Genomic DNA, 18,526 nt, shown 5'->3' with positions numbered 1-18,526 from the left:
TTTTGTTGCAATCAAGGACAACGCGGATGGGCTCGGACAAGCGCTGCCCAACCCGAACGGACGTGACGGATGACAGAGCCCTCGGATAAACGACCGGACGCCCCAACCCGGGGCGAAGCCTTTCGCTACTGGCTCAAGCTCGGCTTCATCTCGTTCGGGGGTGCCGCCGGGCAAATCGGGATGATGCACGAGGAGCTGGTGGAACGGCGTCGCTGGGTCTCCGAGAACCGCTTCCTGCATGCGCTGAACTACGCGATGGTCCTGCCCGGCCCGGAGGCGCAACAGCTGGCGACCTATCTCGGCTGGCTCCTGCACGGCACCTTCGGCGGCCTGATGGCGGGGCTGCTGTTCATCCTCCCCTCGCTGGTCCTGATCACCGGGCTGTCCTGGGTGTACCTGGCCTTTGGCGACGTGCCTGCGGTGGAGGCCGTGTTCTACGGCATCAAGCCGGCGGTGATCGCAATCATCGTCTATGCCGGCTGGCGCATCGGCGGACGCGTGTTGAACAACGGCCTGCTATGGCTGATGGCCGTGGCGGCGTTCCTGGCGATCTTTGTGCTCAACATCCCGTTCCCGTACATCATCATCGCCGCGGGGCTGCTCGGCTGGCTGGGCAGCCGGGTCTGGCCGGAGCGCTTCCGGAGCGGCGAATCGCACAGCGCTGGCAGCCACAAGGCCACGGGGCCGGCCGTGGTGGACGACGACACCCCACCCGCACCCTGGATGCAGTTTCGCTGGTCGCGGGTGTTCCGCTTCCTCTTGGTCGGCCTAGGCCTGTGGGCCGCCGTCTTCGGCATGCTGCTCGCGGTATTTGGGTGGGACGCCACGGTGACCCGCATGGGCCAGTTCTTCACCCAGACCGCGTTGGTGACCTTCGGCGGGGCCTACGCGGTGCTGCCGTATGTCTATCAAGGCGGAGTGGAGACCTACGGCTGGCTGAGCCCGACCCAGATGATCGACGGGCTGGCGCTGGGCGAGGCCACGCCGGGGCCGCTGATCATGGTGGTCACCTTCGTCGGCTTCATCGGCGGCTGGACCCAGGCGTTTCTCGGCCCGGATCAGGTACTGCTGGCCGCCTTGCTCGGGGCGCTGGTCGCGACGTTCTTCACCTTCCTGCCGTCGTTCCTGTTCATCCTGGTGGGCGCGCCCCTGGTCGAACGCACCCGGGGCGATCTGCACTTCACCGGCCCGCTGACCGGCATTACCGCCGCCGTGGTCGGGGTGATCGTGAACCTGGCCGTGTTCTTCACCTGGCACGTACTGTGGCCCGCCGGCTTCGAGGGCACCTTCGAGTGGTTCTCGGCCCTGCTCGGGATCGCCGCCTTTATGGCCCTGGCCCGTTTCCGGGTAGGCATCATTCCACTTATTCTCGTCTGCGCCGCGCTCGGTGCGGGGTATCGGCTCCTGCTGTAGGCACCCTGGCCTGCCGGGCCAGGCGAAAGGCACCGATCAAACCACTCGGCCCTCCAGGGTAGCCGCAGCCTCGGTATTGGCCGCCAGCACCTGCAGGTTGGTCACCGTGTGGTCCGCGATGTTGGCCAGCGCCTCGCGAGTCAGGAAGGCCTGGTGGCCGGTGACCAGCACGTCGTCGCGCTGCATCAGCCGCGCCAGGCGCCGGTCGGGCAACCCGGCCAGCGACCAGTCGCGGAAGAATAACGACGCCTCGTCCTCGTACACATCCATGGCCAGTCCGCCCAGCTGGCCGGATTCCAGCGCGGCCTCGGCCGCGTCGGTGTCCACCAGCGCGCCGCGGGCGGTGTTGATCAGGACGGCCCCGCGCGGCAGCCGCGCCAGGGTGTCGGCATTGATCAGGTGGCGGTTCTCGCGGGTCAGCGGACAGCTGAGGCTGAGTACCTCGGACTGCGCCAGCAGCGCGTCCAGGTCGAGATACGCGACGCCCGCAGCCTGCAGCTCCGCGTTGGGGTACGGGTCGTGCGCCGCCACCTGGCAGCCGAACCCGAGCATGATGCGCGCGAAGGCCTGGCCGATGCGGCCCGTGCCCACCACACCCACCGTGCGACCGACGAGATCGAATCCGGTCAGGTGATCGAGGCGGAAATCCCCGCGCCGCGTGCGATCCCAGGCGATGTGCACGCGCCGGTTCAGCGTCATCAGCAGGGCGACGGCGTGCTCCGCAATCGCGTTCGGGGAATAGGCCGGCACCCGCGCCACGCGCACGCCACGCTCGCGGGCGCGGTCGATATCCAGGTTGTCGTAGCCGGAACAGCGCAGCGCCACCACATGCACCCCGTGATCGGCGAGCCCGTCGATCACGCGCCGGTGCAAGTCATCGTTGGTAAAGACGCAGACCGCATCCGACCCTGTGGCAAGGTGCACCGTCTCTGCGGTCAGGCGTTCGGCATGCAGGAGAGGCTTCATGTCCGCCGCTTGAAAAGCAGGGAGCAGAAACTCGCGATCGTGTTGCTGAACACTGAATACGGTGACCCGCATAACGTTCTCTCTAATCCATAGGTTGGATAGGGGTTCGCGTAGTACCTGCGCACGCTAGGCCCCAAGGGGTTTCCCAACGATGCCTCGTTCCGGTGTTTGCGCATGAGGAAGGAACCGGCCCTGGGCAGCGACGACGCGCGTGCCCCATGGAACCGCCCCCGAGACCGGACGATAGCACCAGCGGGGGCCCAGCATAACGCAGGATCGGGCGCTGTCACGGGCAGACTCCAGCCCCCCTGGTGGCTTTGTCAGACGAGGTCGCGGGGGATCTTCACGTCCCAGTTGCGGGCATAGACGCGACGCTCGCCCTCGTACGCATCCAGCTGGGCGTGGATCTCGAAATCGGTGGGGCTCGAGGTAAGCACCGTTCGGGTTACCGTGCGCACCGCCCAGTCGCCGCGTCGGAAGCCGCGTTCCCATAGGGTCTCCCCACGCACCGAGTTGAAGTCGTCACCCTGGTAGCTGTACCACTCCAGCGCCTTCCGCTGCATCTCCAGGTTCAGGTCGTCCAGCCGTACCGTCCCCGCATCGTTGGTCACCGCGAGAGTCGACTCGTCCTCCGCCAGGTCGCGAATGACCCGCCAGTTGTGCAGCTGCGGCGTTAGCTGATGGGTTTCCGTCGAGGGAGGCCCGCCCTCGGGAGGGAGAAAGGCAATTCGGGGATCCACATCTTCGCGCGGCGCGCGACGGGGCAGAAGCAGACGGCTCGCGCCCGTCATGAGCCGCAGCCGCACCGGCCGCGGCGCCGGCCATGCCAGCGGGAAATACGAAGTCGACAGCGATAGCCGGATGCGATGTCCTGCCGGGAAGCGCTGCGCTACGTCGTTGAACTTGACCCGGACGCGATAGGTTTTACCGGGCTCCAGTGGTTTCGGGGCCTCGGCGCCTTCGCGGTGGGTCAGGTTGAGCAACCCATAGGTGACGCGGGTCGCCTTGTCGTCAGCGGCAACATCGGACAACCGCGCCGCAACCATCGCGACGGGCTGATCGACGCTCAACTCCAGTTCCAGCATCGCAGCGCCGAGGATCTCCAGGGGCTTCTCCAGCGGGGCGCTGGTGAATACCAGGGCGCCCCCATCCTCTTCGCGCTGGTCGTGCGGCAGATCGGGCGTCGCTGAATACGAACACCACTTGCCGGCGAACAGGCCCACGCTCAGCGGCGATTGCAGGCTCATCTCGCGTTCCCGTATGCCCCCCGATTCGTTCTCCAGTCGCCCCGGCCAGGCCAGGGTCAGCGGCTCGAGTTCCACGTTTGCCGAGGGCCAGAGTGGTTCGCCCACCCAGCGCCCCGGGCGTTCCTCGTAGCGGGTGGTCGGCGGGACGCTGTCCTGCATCCAGACCCGCAACATCGGTTCTTCCATGATCCCGTTTGGTTCGTCCTTCAGCCAGTGGTCCCACCAGCGCAGACATTCCTGCAGGAAGCCGATGGCCGGACCCGGGACCCCCTGGTGGGGGTATTTGTGGCTCCAGGGGCCGACCAGGCCCAGGCGAGGCCCCTGCAGGTTGTCCAGCAGGCGAAACACCGCGTTGGAATAGCCGTCGGCCCAGCCGCTCACCGCCATGACCGGGGTCTTTACCGCGGACCAGTCCTCGCAGATCGAGCCATGCTTCCAGTAGTCGTCGCGGCGCTGGTGGCGCAGCCACTTCTCCAGCCACAGCCCGCTGCCCTCCAGGCGCTGGAACCACATCTCGCGCCAGCGTTCGCCCACGATCTCCGGATCCGGCGGCAGGGAGTTGTAGGCAAACATGGTCGAGGCCCAGGACAGGTTGTCGCCCAGCAGGCAGCCGCCCATGTGATGGACGTCGTCGGCGTAGCGGTCATCGGTGGAACACACACTGACCACGGCCTTCAGCTCCGGTGGTTGCAACGCCGCGATCTGCAGGCCGTTGAACCCGCCCCAGGAGATGCCGATCATCCCGACATTGCCGTTGCACCAGGGTTGTTCGCCCATCCAGCGCAGGATCTCCACGCCGTCATCCAGTTCCTGCTGCAGATACTCGTCCTCCAGCACCCCCTCGGAGTCTCCGGATCCGCGCAGGTCCACCCGCAGGCAGGCGTAGCCGTGACCGGCAAAGTAGTGGTGGATCGCGTCGTCGCGTAGTCGCGTGGAATCGCGCCGGCGGTACGGGATGTATTCCAGGATCGCGGGGACGGGTTGCTGTTCGGCGCCTTCGGGGCGCCACAACCGGGCGGCCAGGTGCGTGCCGTCGGCAAGCGGGATCGGGATGTATTCCTCGACCGTTACGGCGTAGGGAAAGTCGCGGACGATTTTCATGGCTGTGCCTCGTCGACGGGTTCGAACTCCATGGGCAGCCGCTCCATCACACGCGTATAGGTTCGCTCCAGCTCGGTGTTGTCCGCGGCCCCGACAAACAGGGTCGCGACCTCGTAGGAGTAGCTGTCCTGATAACAAAGCTGCGACAGCAGCATGCCCTCCGCGACCTCGATCTGTACGACCACACCCGGGAACTCGGCCTCGACGGCCGTGATCTCCCCCGGCGTGGGCATCCGCACGACCCGTGCGTCCTGGTATCGGCGAACCATGAACTTGGCCGCACACCCGAATTCCCCCTGGCGATGCGGCATGGAGGGCTCGCGGCCCAGCCCGAGGTCGATCATGACCTGATGGTGGTAACAGCCATCGACCAACCGGAACAGCGGCGCGTGGGACTTGGAGATCCGGGTATTGATCTCCAGCAGCCAGATCCGGTCCGTGGCCTCGTCCCAGTAGAATTCCATGTTGAACGGGGCACAGTCATACCCCACCTGCCGGATCACGCGGTCCGCGATCTCGCCCATGCGCGCCTGCACGCCATCCGGCAAGGTCGACGGATACTGGTAGCGCGAGAATGACGAACCGGCCGCACCCTCGCGCAGGGAATCAACAGCACCGTAAATCCGGACCGCGCCCTGCCAGGCATACCCCTCCAGGGTGCACTGGCGCCCCTCCGATATCAGCGCCTCGGCAATGCAGTGATTGCCATCGACTCCGGCCACCTCCGGAGGCAGTGTCGCGTGCCCCAGGACATGGTTGAAGGGCTCGCCGAAGCGGTCGATCTCCCTGCGGATCCGCTCCATGGCGCGCCGGAAGTCGTCCGCATCGCCGACGCGAAAGCCGAGGTAAGAGAGCACCGATTTCACCGGTTTGATCCAGAACGGAAAATCCAGGGTGACCGCGCGCAGCGGATCGTCGGCAAACGGATTGACCGCGCAGAAGGCCGGGATGTGTTCGCGTGCAACGCGGGCCTGTTCAAGCCGGCTCCAGTACTTGTGCTCGCACTTCAGCACACTTTCCAGGGTCGGCCCCGGCAGGTCCCTGGCCTGGCGCAGGAGGGGCAGGATCGTGCTGACCGGAAAGTCCCAGAAACCGACCACGGCATCCACCGTGCCGGGAAACTGGCTCAGCCGCTCGCGACCCTCGAGCAGGATCCGACGCACCGGAAACCGGGCGCAGGGCTTGACCTCCTCGCGGGTGAACAATGCATGGAAGACATAGTTCTCCGTCCCGGGCAGGGTCCGGAGCTGTGCCAGATGGAAGTCGTCCAGACCGACCACGAAGATATTGTGCCTCGCCGGCGCATTCATAACTGGCATCGTTTTCCCCGGACAACGGGTCGCCAGGGCCGCACACCGCCCTCCATGGAGTGTGGCAGGTATCCGGGTTATTACCAGCCCGGGATGTCGCTGGATCGCGCCACGCTCTTGCCGCACTATGGACGGATGTGGGGCCTTGCCGTACCGAGCGGCTCGCCCGAGGCCCAGGAGCCGTCTGTGGAAGTGATCGCACCGCAAGCCGTGGACACGCTGATCCGCCTGCTGGCCGGGGAGGGCTACGAGGTCGTGGGGCCGACACGGCGCGATGGCGCGATCGTCTACGACCGGGTGGGCGGCCTCGAGGACCTGCCGGTGGGCTGGACCGACGAGCAGGCCCCCGGGCACTACCGCCTGCGCGAACGCGACGACGACGCGCTGTTCGGCTATGTGGTCGGACCGCATTCCTGGAAGAAGTACCTGTTCCCGCCCGAGGAGACCCTGTTCCGGCTGACCCGTCAGCCGGACGGCAGCTTCGTGACCGAGCCCGGCACCTCCGATGCTCCGCGCCATGCCTTCATCGGCATGCGCGCCTGCGAGCTGGCGGCGATCGAGGTGCAGGACCGGGTGTTCCTCGGCCAGGCGGTACAGGACCGCGGCTATGCCGCGCGCCGCCAGGACTTGTTCATGGTTGCGGTCAGCTGCGCCGAGCCGGGAGGCACCTGCTTCTGCGCCTCCATGGATACCGGCCCGCGCGCCCGCGAGGGCTTCGATCTGGCGCTCACCGAGGTGATCGACGCCACGCAGCATTTCCTGGTCGCCGAGGCCGGGTCCGACGCCGGGCGCGCGATGCTCGACCGGCTGGAGCCGCGCCCGGCCTCGGACGCCGAGCAGGCTGCCGCCGAACGCGTCTGGGCCGAGGCGCCGGAAAAGATGGGCCGACAGATGCCGGCGGACGCCCGCGAGGTGCTGAACCGGGCCTTCGAGCACCCGCGCTGGGAGGAAACCGCCGAGCGCTGCCTGTCCTGCTCCAACTGCACCCTGGTCTGCCCCACCTGCTTCTGCTCGCAGGTCGAGGAGGTGCCAGATCTGGAAGGCCAGCGCACCGAACGCGTGCGGCGCTGGGATTCCTGCTTCAACCAGGAACACTCGCACCTGGTCGGCGGCGCGCACCGCGAGTCGGTGGCCGCGCGCTATCGCCAGTGGATCACCCACAAGCTGGCCACCTGGCACGACCAGTTCGGCACCTCGGGCTGTGTCGGCTGCGGACGCTGCATCACCTGGTGCCCGGTGGGCATCGACATCACCGAGGAAGTCACCGCGGTGCGCCGCGACCCGGAGGGCCGGGGATGAACGAGCTGCTGGCCGTCATCGAGAAAGAGCCCTTCTTCGAGGATATGGCGCCGGAGCACCGGCGCCTGCTGGCGGCCTGCGCGGCGAAGTGCAGCTATACGCCCGGCACCCGGCTGATGCGCGACCACGAGCCGACCGAGACCTTCTGGCTGATCCGCGAGGGCCAGGTCGCGCTGGAGAGCCCGCTGCGGGAAGGCAGCGTGGCGTTCCAGACCCTCGGGCCCGGGGACATCCTCGGCTGGTCCTGGCTACTGCCGCCTTATCGCGCCAGCTACGATGCGCGGGCGGTGACCGACGTCCATACCCTGCGCTTCGATGCCGGCGTGCTGCGCGAACGCATGGAGGCCGACCCGGCGTTCGGCTACACGTTGATGAAGCACTTTGCCGCGCTGATCGTGCAGCGCCTTCAGGCCGCGCGACTCCAGGCACTGGATATCTACAGCCACGGAGGGTCCGAGCATGGCCACTGACGCGGTCGCAACCCTGCCGGATCAGGCGATGGCGCCAGAGCCGTGGCGCATCCACTCGGTGCGCCGCGACGTGGCCAGCAACGAGGTGTTCAGCTGGACGCTGTACCCCGAGCCGGGGGTGGAGCCCGACGCCGCGCCGGCACCCGGGCAGTTCAACATGCTCTACCTCTTCGGCGTGGGCGAGGTGCCGATCTCGGTCTCCGCGATCACCGACGACGGCGGCATCGTGCACACCATCCGCGCGGTGGGCAGCGTGACCCGCGCGATGCAGGATCTGGAGGCCGGCGCGGTGGTTGGTCTGCGCGGGCCGTTCGGCACGGCCTGGCCGCTGGAACAGGCGCGCGGGCGCGATCTGGTGCTGGTCGCCGGCGGCATCGGCCTGGCCCCGCTGCGCCCGGTCATCCACGCGGCGCTCCAGCGGCGTTCGGAGTTCGGCCGCATGGTGGTCTGTTACGGCGCGCGTTCGCCCGGCGACATGATCTTCCGCGACGAGCTGGACGCCTGGGCGGCGCGCGATGATGTGGATCTGCGCATCACCGTGGATCGCGGGACCGCCGCCTGGCGCGGCGATGTCGGCGTGGTCACCCAGTTGGTCGATCGCGGCGGTTTCGACCGGCGCAACACCCTGGCGATGACCTGCGGCCCGGAGGTGATGATGCGTTTCACTGCGTCCGCGCTGGAGCGCCGCGGCCTGAAGCCGGAGGATATCTTTGTCTCGATGGAGCGCAACATGCGCTGCGCGGTGGGCTTTTGCGGTCACTGCCAGATCGGGTCGCAGTTCGTCTGCCGCGACGGCCCCGTGTTCCCCTACCCGGTGATGGAACCGGCCTTCCGGGTACGCGAGCTATGAGTCGGGAAAAGCCCACCCTGGCGGTGTTCAAGTTCGCCTCCTGCGACGGCTGCCAGCTCAGCCTGCTGGACTGCGAGGACGAGCTTCTGGCGGTCACCGACCGGATCCAGATCGCCCACTTCCCCGAGGCCACGCGCACCCGCATCGACGGGCCGTGGGACCTGACGCTGGTGGAGGGCTCGATCACCACGCCGCAGGCGGCGGAGGAGATCCGCGAGATCCGCCGCGCCTCGAAGTTCCTCGTGACCATCGGCGCCTGCGCCACCACCGGCGGCATCCAGGCCCTGCGCAACTTCGCGGATGTCGAGGCATTCACCCGCCAGGTCTACGCCCACCCGGAATACATCAAGACCCTGGCCACCTCGGATGCCATCAGCCAGCACGTGCCGGTGGACTTCGAGCTGCGCGGCTGCCCGATCGACAAGTACCAGCTGCTGGAGGTCATCAGCGCCTTCCTCTACGGCCGGCGCCCGCAGGTCTCCAGCGCCAGCGTCTGCGAGGAGTGCAAGCGGGCGGGGCATATCTGCGTGATGGTCGCCCACGGCACGCCCTGCCTCGGCCCGGTCACCCACGCCGGCTGCGGCGCGTTGTGCCCTGGTTGCAACCGCGGCTGCTATGGCTGCTTCGGGCCCAAGGAGACGCCCAACGCGCCGGGCCTGTCCGGCCAGCTGGAGACCCTGGGGATGGACCGCGCCACGCGCGTGCGCTTCTACCGCACCTTCAACGCCGGCGCCGACGCCTTCCGCGAGGAGAGCGAACGTCAGGAGAGCGGCGCGGCACCGCCCGAAGAATCAGGAAACCGGCCATGAGCGAGACCCGCACCATCGAAGTCGACTACCTCGCCCGCGTGGAGGGCGAAGGCGCGATGTACGTGCGCACCGAGGGCGACCGCGTGGAGGAGGTGAAGCTGTCGATCTTCGAGGCGCCGCGCTTCTTCGAGGGTTTCCTGCGCGGGCGCGACTTCCGCGAGGCCCCGGACATCACCGCGCGCATCTGCGGCATCTGCCCGATCGCCTACCAGATGGGCGCCTCGCTGGCGATGGAGGACATCTGTGGCATCACCGTGGACGGCGTGCTGCAGGACCTGCGGCGGCTGGCCTACTGCGGCGAGTGGATCGAGAGCCATGCCCTGCACGTGTTCATGCTCCACCTGCCGGACTTCCTCGGCTATCCCGACGCGGTCACCGCCGCGAAGGACCACCCGGACATGGTGCGCAACGGCCTGCGCATCAAGAAGATCGGCAACGCCATCCTGCGCCTGCTGGGCGGGCGCGAGATCCACCCGGTGAACCTGCGCGTCGGCGGCTTCTACCGCGCGCCGTCACCGGACGCGGTCGCCGGCCTGCGCGAGGACCTGGCCTGGGGCCTGGAGGCGTCCTGCGAGGTGGCCGAGTTCCTCGCCACCCTCGACTACCCGAACCTCGAACGCAACTACGAGTTCGTGTCGCTCGTCCACCCGGACGAATACCCGATCACCCACGGGCGCCTCGGCTCCAGCAGCGGCCTGGACGCGGCCATCCGCGACTACGACGACATCTTCACCGAGGAACACGTCGCCCACTCCAACGCCCTGCACAGCCACCGCTCGGACTCCGGCGAGCCGGTGTTCATGGGCCCTCTGGCGCGCTTCGCCCTGAACCGCGAACGCCTCACCCCGCGCGCCGCCGAGCTGGCCGAACGCGCCGGACTGGGCGCGGCCTGCCGCAACCCGTTCCGCAGCATCCAGGTGCGCATGATCGAGATCGTGCTCGCCTTCGAGGAGGCCCTGCGCCTGGTCGACGGCTACCGGGCCGCGCCGGCCGAGCCCGCGGTGCCGGTCACCCCGCGCGCCGGCACCGGCTTCGGCGCCACCGAGGCCCCGCGCGGCATCTGCTACCACCGCTACAGCATCGACGACGCGGGTCTGATCAGCGATGCAAAGATCGTCCCGCCCACCTCCGTCAACCAGCCCACCATCGAGGCCGACCTGCGCGAACTGGTGCAGACCCACCTCGACCTGCCGGACGACGAACTGCGCCACCACTGCGAGGTCGCCATCCGCAACTACGACCCCTGCATCTCCTGCGCCACCCACTTCCTCGACCTCACCGTCGACCGCCAGTGAGCGGCGCCTGCAAGCAAGGCGCGAGTCTCGGAACGAACGCATGCCAAGGCCAGAACTGAGTCCGGAAGAGCGCAAGCTGCTCGATGCCTACGGAACAGGCGGGTTTGAATCGGTCATGGATACCGAACGCCGAGCAGCCATTGTCGATGCCACGAAACCTCCATCTAGGACTGCATCTGACGCACCTGAGCAACGCAAAGAGGCCTCGGACCGCGCCGCAAGCGCAACGGGCAAGGGCCCGCTGGTCATCGGCATCGGCAACCCCTGGCGCGGCGACGACGGCATCGGCCACGCCGTGGTCGCTGCACTGGCCGGCACGCCGGGCCTCACAACCGCCACCTGCAGCGGCGAGCCCGCCGAGCTCATGGAGCTATGGCAGGGCCACGACCCCGTAATACTGGTCGACGCCATCGTCACCGGCGCCTCTCCCGGCACCCTCCACCGACTCGACGCCCGCGAACCCCTGCCGCGCGGCGCCCGCTACTCCTCCCACGGCATCGGCCTCGCCGAGGCCGTCGAACTCGCCCGCTCCCTCGGCGAACTCCCGGCGACCCTCATCGTCCACGGCATCGAACCCGCGTGCCTCGAAGACGGCGCCGATCTCTCGCGCGAGATCCGCGACAGCCTTGCCCGGGTCGTCACCCGAATCACGGGCGATCTCGCCGAGGCGGTATCCGGATCTCGCCGCACTCCCTGAATCGATTCAGCCCAACGCCAGAATACGCCCCCCCTTTCGCAGCCCCGCAGGCGTTACGGGAGAGAGTCACCCGTGTTGTTCACCCATCCGGCTCGGTGAGCAACAAACGGCTTTAATGTTAACGGGATGCCGACAGCACCCATTGACGTTGATTTTCGGGCCTTTCTTGCTACAGGATCCACGGTCACACCTTGCCTTTTGCCTCTCCCCGGGCCCGCGAGCAAAAGGCCTGGGGAAACATGGATCCCTTGCGCACTCCCACCAGCATGCCTGCGCCACCCCCACCCCAGTGGACATCAGCACGGCCGACGACGCAGATCGGCACCCGGTGGCACGGGCCGTGGCTCGATCGCTCCAGCCTCGGAGTGGAGACCCGGGGAACCCGGCGCGGGCAAGCTCAGATGTGGCCCATCGCCTCCATGGCACGGGCGACCTTCACGAAGCCGGCGATGTTGGCGCCAACGGTGTAGTTACCGGGCGAGCCGTATTCCTCGGCGGTTTCGTGGCAGGTGCGGTGGATGTTGGCCATGATCTCCTGCAGCCGCGCCTCGGTGTATTCGAAGGTCCAGGAGTCCCGGCTCGCGTTCTGCTGCATCTCCAGCGCGCTGGTGGCCACGCCGCCGGCATTCGCGGCCTTCCCGGGGCCAAAGGCGATCCCGGCCTCGCGGAAGGTCTGGATGCCCTCCGGGGTGACCGGCATATTGGCGCCCTCGGCGACCGCGATACAGCCGTTTTCGAGCAGGGCTTTCGCGCCCTTTCCCGTGAGCTCGTTCTGGGTGGCACACGGCAGGGCCACATCACAGGGGATCTCCCAGATACTGCCGTTTTCGCTGTACTTCGCCCCGTTCTTGCGCTCCGCATAGGCACTGATCGGACCGCGCTCGCGTTCCTTGATCTGGCGCACCAGTTCCAGGTCGAGCCCGTCCTCGTCAAGGATGACCCCGCGGGAGTCGGAACAGGCGATGACCCGGGCCCCCAGTTGCTGGGCCTTCTCGGTAGCATGGATCGCCACGTTGCCGGCCCCGGAGACCACCACGCGCTTGCCCTCCAGCGAGTCGTTGCGCGCCTTCAGCATCTCCTGGGTGAAGAAGATCGCCCCGTAGCCGGTGGCCTCGGTGCGTGCACGGCTGCCGCCCCAGTCGAGACCCTTGCCGGTGAACACGCCGGCCTCGAAGCGGTTGGTCAGGCGCTTGTACTGGCCAAACAGGTAGCCGACCTCGCGCTGGCCCACGCCAATGTCGCCCGCGGGCACATCGGTGTACTCGCCGATGTGGCGGTACATCTCGGTCATCAGGCTCTGGCAGAAGCGCATGATTTCGGAATCGGAGCGCCCCTTCGGGTCAAAGTCGCTGCCGCCCTTGCCGCCGCCGATCGGCAGGCCGGTGAGGGCATTCTTGAACACCTGCGAGAAGCCGAGGAACTTGATGATGCCCAGGTACACCGACGGGTGGAACCGCATGCCGCCCTTGTACGGGCCGAGCGCACTGTTGAACTGGACGCGGAAGGCGCGGTTGATGTGCAGCTCGCCCTTGTCGTCCTGCCAGGGGACGCGAAAGATGATCTGACGCTCGGGCTCGCAGATGCGCTGGATGATCTTGAGCTCGGCGAGCTCCGGGTACTTCACCAGCACCGGTCCCAGCGTCTCCAGCACGCCATGGACAGACTGATGGAATTCCGTCTCCCCGGCGTTCCGGTGCAGGACTTCCTGATAAATGGGTTCGAGCTTCTCGTCGAGGCTTCCGTTCATGGATCGCATCCTGATGGTCTGATTCGGACGCATTTAGGCATGCGGGTGCCGAGAAGACAATCCCGATCGCCCCATGATGGTGCATTCCGTCACCGACTTCGCAGTGCAGGAAGGGGGCCGGGTGGGGCGTCAAATCGAGCTATTGGCCGCGATCTATCGAAGGCGACAAAGACCTGGCCTGACGCCGAGAACCTGCGCGGCTGGCCGGTCCATCGGTCGCGGCTTCGGGGTCATGGACAGCCTGCGGGCTTCCGTGCGAACCGGCGTACTTGAGAAGCCGAAGATGAAGATGGCGCAGGACATACCCGCCAGCAGGCCCTCACCGGCGCCAATAAGGATCACGCCGCTCGCGCCAGTGTCATAGATCTGGGTCAGCATCACGATCGCGACCATTATCAGCGCGATCGCCACCAGCTTGAGCATGTCGGGGCTTTCCAGCTTCAGGGCGCGAAGGAGACGAGTAGACGAACACCGCAGCGGTGTACCTCAGTGTGGCCGCCACGGCCACGCTAGCGTTCGCGATACTCAGGAAGTAGAACGCGAAGTGGCCCGCCACGCCCGGCGCGAAGGGGCGCCTCCAAAGGAATTACCATCATCCGGCAACGCTCTGGGCCCGACCGTCCGGAACGAGGGCACTTTTACTCGCCGGTCGCGGTCTCATCTGCTATGAATAGGTGAGCATCTTCGCTCGCCCCGGTCGCCTGCAGGTCTCCACCATGTCCGAACGTGCCCCCCCGATTGCCTGGACGCCGGCAGTTTTCTTTGCACTGACCAACCTGGCCGCGGTCACGCTGGTGCCATGGTGGTGGCTCACCCAGGGCTTCAGCGGCGCGGCCTGGCTGTTTTTTGGCCTGTTCCTGGTGCTAAGCGGCCTGGGCATCACGGTGGGTTATCACCGGCTCTGGGCGCACCGCACCTTCAAGGCGCGGGGGCCATTGCGCGTTCTGCTGGCGCTGAGCGGTGCCCTGGCGCTGCAGAACAGCATCTACAACTGGGGCGCGCGGCATCGCGTGCATCATCGCTACGTGGATGATGTGGAACGCGACCCGCATTCCATCAAGCGCGGTTTCTGGCATGCCCACATGGGCTGGATGCTGCGCAACTGGCCCACCAGCGAGCCCGACTATTCACGGGTGAAGGACCTGGCGAAGGACCCGGTGGTAATGTGGCAGCATCGGCATTACTGGACCCTGGCCTGGGGACTGAACCTGGGCCTGCCTCTGCTGCTGGGGCTGGCATTCGGGGATGTGATCGGCATGCTGCTGCTGGCCGGCATTCTGCGCATGGTGCTCAGCCACCACTTCACGTTCTTCATCAACTCCCTGGCGCATTGGTGGGGCCGTCGTCCCTACAGTGACGAGAACACCGCCGTGGACAACGGACTGGTCGCCCTGCTCACCTGGGGCGAGGGGTACCACAACTTCCACCACGCCTTTCAGGCGGACTACCGCAACGGGGTGCGCTGGTGGCAGTACGACCCCTCGAAGTGGCTGATCAACCTTTTTGCCTGGACCGGACTGGTGTATGACCGCCGCTGGACACCGCGCTTCAAGATCATGCGCGCACGGCTGCACACCGAATTTCGCCGGCTGCTCAATGCCGACCAGGCCGGGCCGGCGCACGACTCCTGGCGGGCGACCGTTGAACGGGAGTATCAGCGTTTCCGCGATACCGTGAACCAGTGGCAGGCGGTGCAGGCGCGCAAGATGCGGGCCGGGCGCGAGGCCATGAACGATCGCTGGGTGCGCACGGAACTGCACACCCAGTTCAAGGAGCTGGAGTATCGCCTCAAGATGCAGCGCCGCCGCCTGCGCGCCCTGTCGGCCTCTCGTCGCGCGACCACGGCGTGAACGCGGGCCCCGGATTGCGGGGGCCCGAGCACCTTCAGGCGCGATCACCCCCCAGCTTGGCTGCGACCCGGTCGGCCACCTTGCCACGGACCACGACCTCGTCGGCGCCCGCCTGGCGCGCGGCCTTGAGCATCGCCCCTTCCACGTGCGGGCCAAAGGCGAGAATCTTCGCGTCTGGGTAGCGCTCGCGCCAGGTCGACACCGCTTCCACGCCACGGCTGCCGAGGTCGACCACCACCAGGTCGGGCTGCTCCGGCGCCTGACTGCTGGTAACCGATGCGCCGGCCGAACGCCAACGCGACTCCAGCCGCACGCGGGTCATCAGGTCCGGGGTGTCGAGGTGAATCTGCATGAGGTCTCCCGAGGGGGTCGGCCGGTGGAAGGGGTCGCGCTTTACGGAGGCTTGGCCGGACACGGGCAGCCTTGCCCGCAGGATCGCTTCAGCGCTGTCTCGTGGCACACACTCTAAACTATCGGGATCGTCACTTTGCCGACCCCGGCTAGCCAACGATTGACCCCGGCAGCAACGGAGAGCGGATACGTATGGCCCTGAGCGAATTCGAGCGCAAGCGGATTGAAAAAGTGATGGGTGGGTTCATGGAAAGGCGCCGACCACCCGCCCATGTTCGAGACCGTCTGGACCTTGTCTGGCGTCTCGAAGGCCAGAGCGTGGTGCTGTACGAGGTGCGCCCGCTGCTGGATGACGCCTCCAGGATCGTGGAGAACCCGGTGTTCAAGGCCACGTTCGTGCGCAAATCGGGCCGGTGGAAACTCTACTGGCAACGGGCAGACCTGAAGTGGCATGGCTACGACCCACACCCGGAACTCGCCTCGCTGGAGGATGTGCTGAGCGTGGTGGAAAAAGACGAATACGCCTGCTTTTTCGGATAGGGAGATACGGATGCACGAGTTTTCGCTGATGGCCGACCTGATGCGCAAGATCGAGCAGGTGGCGGCCGACAACGACGCCGAGCGGGTCACCCGTGTACGGGTGTGGCTGGGGGCGTTGTCGCACATCACGCCGGAGCACTTTCGCGAGCACTTCGAGGACGGCACCCGCGGCACCGTCGCCGAGGGGGCCGAGCTGGAGGTGGAGACCTCGGACGACGAGGCTGACCCCGAGGCCCAGCAGATCGTACTGCGGAGCGTGGACGTGGCGTGAGCACCGCCGCGACACACGCCCCATCGCCCGCGCGCTGGCGCCTGGTGGTCACCGGCCGGGTTCAGGGCGTTGGCTTCCGGCCGTTTGTCGCGGAGCGGGCCCGGCTGCTCGGCATCACCGGCTCGGCGGGCAACACGCCGTCCGGCGTGGTGGTCGAGGCCGAAGGACAGGAGGCGGCGCTGGTCGCGCTGCGGACTGCCCTGGAGCAGGAGGCCCCACCGGCCGCGCGGGTCGATGCGATCACCGTCACGGCTTCTCTCCCCGTCGGCGATGCCACCTTCCGCGTGGTTCAGGGCCCCGGGCAAGGTGGCGCGCCAGCCCTGGCGCCGGACCGCGCGCCCTGCCCCGACTGCCTCGCCGAGATCCGGGATCCGGCGGCGCGCCGCCACCGCTATCCGTTTACCGCCTGCACGGCCTGCGGGCCGCGCTGGAGTATAGCGACGGCCCTGCCCTGGGACCGCTCGCATACCACCCTGGACGGGTTCCCGCTGTGCGCGGCCTGCCGGGCGGAATTCGAGGCCCCGGGGGACCGGCGCTTTCACGCGGAGGCCATGGCCTGCCCGGACTGCGGGCCGCAGGTAACGCTGCGCGGCCCGGACGGAGGCGAACACGCCACCGGCGATGCGGCCCTGCACGCGGCAGTCAACACCCTGCGCGAGGGGCAGATCCTGGCGCTGAAGGGTCTGGGCGGGTTCCAGCTCCTGGTGGACGCGACCCGCCAGGATGCGGTGGCCCGCCTGCGCGCGCGCAAGCAGCGCCCGGACAAGCCGCTGGCGGTCATGCTGCCGGATGGCGACTGGCTGGACCAAGTGGCGCGCGCCACCGGCGCCGAACGTACGCTGCTGGATGCGCCGGAGGCACCGATCGTGCTGGTGGACCGCCGGCCCGGCGCCCCGCTGGCGGAGGGCGTGGCGCCGGGGTTCAACCGTCTGGGACTGATGCGGCCGGCGACGCCACTGCATCACCTGCTGCTGGAGGGCTTCGCCGGCCCGCTGGTCTGCACCTCGGGCAACCGCGGCGGCGAGCCCCTTTGTATCGACACCGCGGAGGCGGTGACCCGACTGGGCATGATCGCGGACGGGATCCTGGACCACGACCGGCCGATCGCGCGGGCACTGGACGATTCGGTGTTCCAGATCGCCGCGGGCCGGCCGCAATGCCTGCGCCTCGGCCGCGGGTATGCGCCGCTGCGAGTGCCCCTGCCAGACGCCGGGCCCGTCACCCTCGCACTGGGGGGCCACCTGAAGGCCGCCCCGGCCCTGGCCCTGGAGGACGAGGTGGTCGTCGGCGCCCACGTCGGCGACCTGGACAGCGATGCGGCCCTGCACCGGCTGGCTGGCGAGGCCCGCGCACTGGGCGAGCTCTGTGGCGTGGACATCGCGCGCGTCGCCTGCGACCGGCATCCCGACTACGCCTCCACGCCGCTGGCCGGGGCCTGGGGGCCTCTGGTCGTCGCCGTACAGCACCATCACGCCCACGCGGCGGCCTGCCTGGCGGAGCACGGGGTACGCGAACCGGCCGTGGCGCTGGTCTGGGACGGCATGGGACTCGGCGAGGACGGCATGCTGTGGGGCGGCGAATGCCTGGCAGTGGACGCCGACGGGGGCTTTCAACGGCGGAGTCATCTGCGGCCCTTCCGCCTGCCCGGGGCCGAGGCCGCGATACGCGAACCCCGGCGCGCCCTGCTGGGCCTGCTGCATGCCCACTTCGACGGCGATCCGGCCGCGCTGGAGGCGAGCCCCGCGCGGGCCTTGTTTACCGCTGCGGAATGGCACCCGCTGCTCGCGGCACTGGAGCGAGGGATCAACGCCCCCTGGACGTCCAGCGTCGGGCGGCTGTTCGACGCGGTCGCGGCGCTGGGCGGGCTACGCACCGGTGCCGGCTTCGAGGGGCAGGCGGCCATGCTCGTGCAGCAGGCGGCGGAGGTCACGGGATACGGACTCGGCACCGCCGGCATTGCGCTGGATACCGCAACGGCACCCTGGCAGGCCGACTGGGGCCCGCTGGTCGCGACCCTGCTGGCCGACCATGCCGACGGCGCCGGGGCCAGCCGTATGGCCGTCCGCCTGCACGGGGCGCTGGCCGGGTTCGCCGTGGAGGCCGCCCGGGCCGGGCGCGAGGAAACCGTGGCGCTGACCGGCGGATGCTTCCAGAATCGGTGGTTGCTGCAACAATGCGTGGACGCGCTGCAGGCCGCCGGCTTCCGACCGCTGTGGCCGCAGCGCATCCCGCCCAATGACGGCGGGCTGGCGCTGGGCCAGGCGCTGATCGGGCGCCGGGCCGCGGTGCCCCCGAACGGAGACTGAGCCC

General features: G+C 68.1%; 16 protein-coding genes and 1 pseudogene. 11 read left to right on the top strand and 6 right to left on the bottom strand.

The annotated features are described in order from the left end of the window. Window positions 1-69: 69 nt before the first annotated feature. The gene (gene chrA, locus D575_RS0106000; RefSeq protein WP_018145011.1) at window positions 70-1,413 is read left to right on the top strand and encodes a chromate efflux transporter; all 1,344 of its coding nucleotides are present in this window, start codon (window positions 70-72) and stop codon (window positions 1,411-1,413) included. Between the two features lie 36 nt (window positions 1,414-1,449). Here the strand turns inward: chrA and D575_RS0105995 are convergent, their stop codons facing one another. From D575_RS0105995 to D575_RS0105985, 3 genes are all read right to left on the bottom strand, one after another. Then, complete coding sequence (locus D575_RS0105995; protein ID WP_018145010.1) at window positions 1,450-2,451, bottom strand: 2-hydroxyacid dehydrogenase; 1,002 nt, start codon at window positions 2,449-2,451, stop codon at window positions 1,450-1,452. A 248-nt stretch (window positions 2,452-2,699) separates the two neighbouring features. Then, the gene (locus D575_RS0105990) at window positions 2,700-4,727 is read right to left on the bottom strand and encodes a CocE/NonD family hydrolase (protein WP_018145009.1); all 2,028 of its coding nucleotides are present in this window, start codon (window positions 4,725-4,727) and stop codon (window positions 2,700-2,702) included. Further along, window positions 4,724-6,037, bottom strand: coding sequence for an acetyl-CoA carboxylase biotin carboxylase subunit family protein (locus tag D575_RS0105985; RefSeq protein WP_018145008.1), 1,314 nt, complete (start codon window positions 6,035-6,037; stop codon window positions 4,724-4,726). Before D575_RS0105985 ends, D575_RS0105990 begins: the two co-directional genes overlap by 4 nt. 186 nt (window positions 6,038-6,223) lie before the next feature. Here D575_RS0105985 and D575_RS0105980 point away from each other — a divergent pair, with 186 nt between their 5' ends. From D575_RS0105980 to D575_RS0105955, 6 genes are read left to right on the top strand one after another with little or no spacing between them, the layout of a single operon-like run. Next, window positions 6,224-7,336 (top strand): 4Fe-4S dicluster domain-containing protein, encoded by a 1,113-nt coding sequence (locus D575_RS0105980; protein WP_026182065.1) that lies wholly within the window; start codon window positions 6,224-6,226, stop codon window positions 7,334-7,336. Further along, entirely contained in the window at window positions 7,333-7,806 is a 474-nt protein-coding gene (locus D575_RS0105975) for a cyclic nucleotide-binding domain-containing protein (protein WP_018145006.1), read from the top strand. Before D575_RS0105980 ends, D575_RS0105975 begins: the two co-directional genes overlap by 4 nt. Beyond that, window positions 7,796-8,656 carry an FAD/NAD(P)-binding protein gene (locus tag D575_RS0105970; RefSeq protein ID WP_018145005.1) on the top strand — a complete coding sequence of 287 codons (861 nt, stop codon included), beginning with the start codon at window positions 7,796-7,798 and terminating at the stop codon, window positions 8,654-8,656. Before D575_RS0105975 ends, D575_RS0105970 begins: the two co-directional genes overlap by 11 nt. Then, window positions 8,653-9,465 (top strand): oxidoreductase, encoded by an 813-nt coding sequence (locus tag D575_RS0105965; protein ID WP_018145004.1) that lies wholly within the window; start codon window positions 8,653-8,655, stop codon window positions 9,463-9,465. The genes D575_RS0105970 and D575_RS0105965 overlap by 4 nt, the downstream gene beginning before the upstream one ends. Then, window positions 9,462-10,760 (top strand): Ni/Fe hydrogenase subunit alpha, encoded by a 1,299-nt coding sequence (locus tag D575_RS0105960; protein WP_018145003.1) that lies wholly within the window; start codon window positions 9,462-9,464, stop codon window positions 10,758-10,760. Before D575_RS0105965 ends, D575_RS0105960 begins: the two co-directional genes overlap by 4 nt. Window positions 10,761-10,800: 40 nt before the next feature. Beyond that, the gene (locus D575_RS0105955; RefSeq protein WP_018145002.1) at window positions 10,801-11,457 is read left to right on the top strand and encodes a hydrogenase maturation protease; all 657 of its coding nucleotides are present in this window, start codon (window positions 10,801-10,803) and stop codon (window positions 11,455-11,457) included. Between the two features lie 397 nt (window positions 11,458-11,854). Here D575_RS0105955 and gdhA read toward each other — a convergent pair whose 3' ends face one another. After that, a complete protein-coding gene (gene gdhA, locus D575_RS0105950; protein WP_018145001.1) occupies window positions 11,855-13,204 on the bottom strand; it encodes an NADP-specific glutamate dehydrogenase in 1,350 nt (449 codons plus the stop codon). A gap of 235 nt (window positions 13,205-13,439) precedes the next feature. Beyond that, a pseudogene (locus D575_RS14465) lies at window positions 13,440-13,766 on the bottom strand (EamA/RhaT family transporter); the annotation flags it as partial. A 154-nt stretch (window positions 13,767-13,920) separates the two neighbouring features. Here D575_RS14465 and D575_RS0105940 point away from each other — a divergent pair. Then, window positions 13,921-15,054: an acyl-CoA desaturase gene (locus D575_RS0105940; protein ID WP_038032115.1), complete on the top strand. Its 1,134-nt coding sequence runs from the start codon at window positions 13,921-13,923 to the stop codon at window positions 15,052-15,054. A 34-nt stretch (window positions 15,055-15,088) separates the two neighbouring features. Here D575_RS0105940 and D575_RS0105935 read toward each other — a convergent pair whose 3' ends face one another. Then, entirely contained in the window at window positions 15,089-15,406 is a 318-nt protein-coding gene (locus D575_RS0105935; RefSeq protein ID WP_018144999.1) for a response regulator transcription factor, read from the bottom strand. Window positions 15,407-15,597: 191 nt separating this feature from the next. Between D575_RS0105935 and D575_RS0105930 the strand changes: the two genes are divergently transcribed. The 3 genes from D575_RS0105930 to hypF are packed head-to-tail and all read left to right on the top strand — an operon-like array spanning window position 15,598 to window position 18,522. Next, complete coding sequence (locus D575_RS0105930; protein WP_018144998.1) at window positions 15,598-15,945, top strand: DUF3024 domain-containing protein; 348 nt, start codon at window positions 15,598-15,600, stop codon at window positions 15,943-15,945. Between the two features lie 10 nt (window positions 15,946-15,955). Next, window positions 15,956-16,216 carry a hydrogenase maturation nickel metallochaperone HypA gene (locus tag D575_RS0105925; RefSeq protein WP_018144997.1) on the top strand — a complete coding sequence of 87 codons (261 nt, stop codon included), beginning with the start codon at window positions 15,956-15,958 and terminating at the stop codon, window positions 16,214-16,216. Continuing rightward, a complete protein-coding gene (gene hypF, locus D575_RS0105920) occupies window positions 16,213-18,522 on the top strand; it encodes a carbamoyltransferase HypF (RefSeq protein WP_018144996.1) in 2,310 nt (769 codons plus the stop codon). The genes D575_RS0105925 and hypF overlap by 4 nt, the downstream gene beginning before the upstream one ends. The last annotated feature ends 4 nt before the right edge of the window (window positions 18,523-18,526 follow it).

The sequence above is a fragment of the Thioalkalivibrio sp. AKL6 genome, assembly GCF_000376905.1.
Taxonomy (GTDB): domain Bacteria; phylum Pseudomonadota; class Gammaproteobacteria; order Ectothiorhodospirales; family Ectothiorhodospiraceae; genus Thioalkalivibrio; species Thioalkalivibrio versutus.
The sequence above is the reverse complement of the archived record's forward strand: the minus strand, read 5'-3'. Positions and strand labels throughout refer to the sequence as shown.